The sequence below is a fragment of the Marinimicrobium sp. UBA4509 genome (assembly GCF_002388575.1).
Lineage (GTDB): Bacteria > Pseudomonadota > Gammaproteobacteria > Pseudomonadales > Cellvibrionaceae > Marinimicrobium > Marinimicrobium koreense.
The window spans coordinates 13,345-17,397 of the sequence record NZ_DGMV01000022.1 but is presented as its reverse complement, the minus strand read 5'-3'; the positions used below and the strand labels follow the sequence as shown (position 1 = coordinate 17,397).

Sequence of the window (4,053 nt, the reverse complement as noted above, 5' to 3'; positions counted from 1 at the left end):
AACTTCAGGGCGCCATCTCCCGGTAGGTCGTACAACAATGCAAGATCCAACTGCTCGGCCGACAACCGGTCGAGCAGCTCGTCGGGCGACCAGGCTTCGGCGCGCAAGGTCATATCGGGCAGTTCCCGCTGCAGGCAGGCGGGCAGGCCCGCGAGCAGGAACTGCCAGAGCCCCGGCGTGGCACCGAGGCGAAGGTGGCGGTCGGGTTCGGCCTCCCGGGCCAGCTCGCGTCGAGTGTCCGCCCAGGCCTCCAGCAGGTGATGGGCGTGCGGCAGCAGCCGCTCCCCTTCGGCGGTCATCTGGATATTGCCCCGGGTACGGAAAAACAGCGTGACCCCCAGGGTCTGCTCCAGCTGACGAATACGGGCACTGACCGCCGCGGGCGTAATAAACAGTTTATCCGCAGCACGCCCGAAGTGTCGGGTCTGGGTCACTTCCAGAAAGGTTCTGAGCAATTCAATATCCACGGTCGCCCCAAGTCAGTGGTGTAGGGGAAATCTATCGGGGCGTTCTCACAAGTGCAAGGGAAACCCGACCTTCAGACACAAAAAAACCCGGCCAGGCCGGGTTTTTTTGACATCACCATCGTTTCTGTTTTTTTAAAAACGAACGGCACCGCCGATGGTGAAGACATTGCCAGCCGCGTCGGAGTCGGTGAACGACAGGCGACCGCTGATTTCGTTGGTGAAGAACTTTTCAGTACGCAGGGTAAACTGATCATCACCCAAAAAGTCCGTATAACCAGCACCGACACTGAAGGTGCGATCGAAATAGAAATCGGCACCCAGAGACAGGATATCATCATCGAAATCAGTATCCTGATAGGTCCCTTCCAGGTTGACGAAGTTACCGCCACCCAGGCTGGTCACGTACTTGGCACTGATGTTGGCATCGTAGCCATCTTCAGAGAACTCTGTAGTAACCAACAGACCGTCGACCGGTGTCAGGCCCAGAGTGGCATAAGCGGTGGTTTCATCACCGGCCGCATTATCTACGCGGGTCACACGACCACCCACGTAAAACATAGTGTCGGGAACGTAAAGCTCACCACCGATGGTTAGCACATCAAAGTCGTCGTCTGCCGCAGCATACACATTGGAAGAGCGCTCAAGGAAAGCGGCTTCCGCCAGCGGGTGATTGCGAGTCTGTACCGGAGAGAAATGGAACTCGCCATACATGCCAAAAACGCCGTCGCCGTTCTCGACATCAGTGTAATTAGCGCCGACTTCGGCCTGATAGCTGTTTGCCATCGCCAAGCCGGACGTCAGGGAAAAAGCGGTTGCCAGTGCCAGAGATTTGATTTTCATGAGTGCTCCTTTTGTGTACATCAATTGTCCAATCAGAAACGCATCGGGTGATGCGCGGGACGCATTCTAATTGGCGGCGCTCAGTTTGTCACACTCCCTGTGCAATTTTGGTGCACAGTTCACAAATTCTTTAACAGCGAGCAATCACAACGAAAAGTTTTCTGATCTTCCAAACGAATCGCGGTCAGCGAACCGCCCCAGACACAACCGGTATCCAGTGCGAACACATTGGGTGCGTCGGCCTTGCCTTCCAGGGCTGCCCAGTGACCGAACAGAATCCGTTCGTTGCGACACTTGTGTTTCGGGTGTGCAAACCAGGGAGCGAATCCGGGCGGATGAGAACCCGCCTCCCCCTTGTTATTCAAGTCCAGATCACCGTCGGCCGTGCAAAAACGCATGCGGGTGAAATAGTTGGTGATCATCCGCAGCCGATCCATACCATACAGCTTATGCTTCCATTGACTCGGTTCGTTGCCGTACATATGGGCCAGAAAGTCATCCAACTGACTACTCTGCAGAACCGCTTCAACTTCACGCGCGTGGGCCTTGGCCCGCTCAAGATGCCACTGTGGAGGAATGCCGGCATGAGTCATAACGAAATTCAATGTCGGATCGTGATGCAGCAACGGCATCTGACGCAGCCACTCGATCCATTCCGGATGCTCGTCGTGGCCGAGAATATCTTCGAGGGTATCTTTATTGTTCGGGGCGCGATGTCCTCGCGCCACCGCAATCAGGTGCAGATCGTGATTGCCCAGCACCACCGTCAGGCGGTCGCGCATCTGGTACAGAAAGCGCAGGGTTTCCTGCGAGCTCGGACCGCGGTTGATCAGATCGCCGGCAATCCACAACCGGTCTTCGGCGGGATCGAAGTTGACCTGATCCAACAACTGTCTCAACGGACCCAGACAGCCCTGAATGTCCCCGATGGCATAGGTACTCATGAACGCTCCGGTCAGTGAATCGCGTGGGGCGGTACCAGTGCGAAGGCAGGGATGGGCACATCAAACAGTTGGCCATCCTCGGTCTTCATCTGGTAGCTGCCCTCCATGATACCGGTCTCGGTATCCAGAATCACACCGCTGGTGTAAGTAAAGCGTTTGCCGGGCGGCAGGTGTGGCTGTTCACCGACCACCCCGATGCCACGCACTTCCTGTTTCTTTTCGTCGGCATCGCGTATGACCCAGTGCCGACCGATCAGTTGCGCAGGCACATCACCCTGATTGTCGATGGTGATGGTATAGGCGTACACGAAGCGGTGTTCAGCGGGTTGGGACTGCTGTTCAATGTAGGCGGGTTTTACGGATACCCGAATGTTGTGCGTCATAGGACCAGGCCACTCCAGAGTGCGGGCTCGCCAGGGCGACGCCCTTGAAGGCGGAAACTGCGTCTTACTGTGGGGGCTAAGACGCCGAATTCAAGGTGTCGATGGCGTTGGCCAGGCGAACGTAGTCTTCCAGTGACAGGGCTTCCGGACGCAAACTGGCATCCACCGGCAGCTGGTCCAACTGCTCAGGCTCCACCAGATTCTTCAGCGCGTTACGCAGGGTTTTGCGCCGCTGCTGAAAGGCGACATTGACCAGTTGGGAGAGGGTCTTCCGGTTGGTGGCGGTAAACGGGCGCCGGGCGTGGGGAGTCAGCCGAACGACGGCGGAGTCCACTTTCGGCGCCGGGTCGAAAGCACCGGGCGGTACTTCAAACAACGGTTCGACCTGGCAGTCGTACTGCACCATGATGCCCAGTCGGCCATAGGCTTTTTCACCCGGGCCGGCAGCCATTCGCTTGACCACCTCTTTCTGCAACATGAAGTGCATGTCTTTCACTTGCCCAGCGTAGCTGAGCAGATGGAAAATCAACGGCGTGGAAATATTGTACGGCAGATTGCCGACAATTCTCAGCGACTGCTCGTCATTCATCAAGGTAGTGAAATCAAACTTCAGCGCGTCGGCCTGGAACAGCTCAAAATCCGGGTGCTTTTCAAACTGTACTTTCAGCCAGGGCACCAGGTCCCGGTCCAACTCAATGACCCGTAAATGTTCGGCCTTGTCCGCCAGGCGCGCGGTCAGCGCGCCTTTACCGGGGCCAATTTCCACCAGCAGCTCGCCGGGTTGAGGGTTGATGGCCCCAACGATGCGATCGATGACGTTGCCATCCACCAGAAAATTCTGACCGAACCGTTTGCGGGCGCGGTGGGGGGCCTCGCCGTTGCCCATGCGTTGCTTGCCCGGCCGACTCATGAGCGACCTCCGAAGCGGGCCGCCGCCATGGTGCGCGCGTAATCCAGCGCGGTCTGCAGACTCCCGGAATCGATTCGGCCCGTGCCCGCGAGATCAAGCGCCGTGCCGTGGTCCACGGAGGTACGAATGATGGGCAGCCCCAGAGTGACGTTCACCGCCTGACCAAAGCCTTTGTACTTCAATACCGGCAGCCCCTGATCGTGATACATGGCCATTACCGCATCGGCCTGCTCCAGGTGCTTGGGCGTAAACAGGGTATCGGCGGGTAGCGGGCCGATCAGTGTCTGACCTTTGGCCCGCTGCTTCTCCAGTACGGGTTCGATCAGATCGATTTCTTCCCGCCCGAGGTGTCCGCCCTCGCCGGCATGGGGATTCAGGCCACACACCAGAATGCGCGGCTCGGCGATACCGAAATCCCGCTGCAGATCGCCATGCAGGATATCCAGCACTTCCGTAAGCAGCGTTTCGTTCAGGGCATCGGCAACATCGCGCAGGGGCAGGTGTGTGGT

Annotated in this window: 6 protein-coding genes; all 6 read right to left on the bottom strand. The window is 57.9% G+C overall.

The features are described from left to right. A partial coding sequence (locus B3520_RS02405; RefSeq protein WP_286875331.1) for a LysR family transcriptional regulator occupies positions 1–467 on the bottom strand: 467 nt, incomplete at its 3' end. A 132-nt stretch (positions 468–599) separates the two neighbouring features. Beyond that, positions 600–1,307, bottom strand: a complete 708-nt coding sequence (locus B3520_RS02400; RefSeq protein WP_286805328.1) for a putative porin — start codon at positions 1,305–1,307, stop codon at positions 600–602. Positions 1,308–1,426: 119 nt separating this feature from the next. Further along, positions 1,427–2,251: a symmetrical bis(5'-nucleosyl)-tetraphosphatase gene (locus tag B3520_RS02395; protein ID WP_024460978.1), complete on the bottom strand. Its 825-nt coding sequence runs from the start codon at positions 2,249–2,251 to the stop codon at positions 1,427–1,429. Between the two features lie 11 nt (positions 2,252–2,262). Further along, a complete protein-coding gene (apaG, locus tag B3520_RS02390) occupies positions 2,263–2,634 on the bottom strand; it encodes a Co2+/Mg2+ efflux protein ApaG (protein WP_123638053.1) in 372 nt (123 codons plus the stop codon). A 76-nt stretch (positions 2,635–2,710) separates the two neighbouring features. Further along, positions 2,711–3,544: a 16S rRNA (adenine(1518)-N(6)/adenine(1519)-N(6))-dimethyltransferase RsmA gene (gene rsmA / locus B3520_RS02385; protein ID WP_246004362.1), complete on the bottom strand. Its 834-nt coding sequence runs from the start codon at positions 3,542–3,544 to the stop codon at positions 2,711–2,713. After that, on the bottom strand, positions 3,541–4,053 hold a 513-nt coding region (locus B3520_RS02380; RefSeq protein WP_286875329.1), incomplete at its 5' end, for a PdxA family dehydrogenase. The genes rsmA and B3520_RS02380, both read right to left, overlap by 4 nt.

Excerpts from the sequence above, each read along its gene's own strand:
- B3520_RS02400 (WP_286805328.1), bottom strand. The coding sequence starts at position 1,307 with ATGAAAATCAAATCTCTGGCACTGGCAACCGCTTTTTCCCTGACGTCC.
- B3520_RS02395 (WP_024460978.1), bottom strand. The coding sequence starts at position 2,251 with ATGAGTACCTATGCCATCGGGGACATTCAGGGCTGTCTGGGTCCGTTG.
- apaG (WP_123638053.1), bottom strand. The coding sequence starts at position 2,634 with ATGACGCACAACATTCGGGTATCCGTAAAACCCGCCTACATTGAACAG.
- rsmA (WP_246004362.1), bottom strand. The coding sequence starts at position 3,544 with ATGAGTCGGCCGGGCAAGCAACGCATGGGCAACGGCGAGGCCCCCCAC.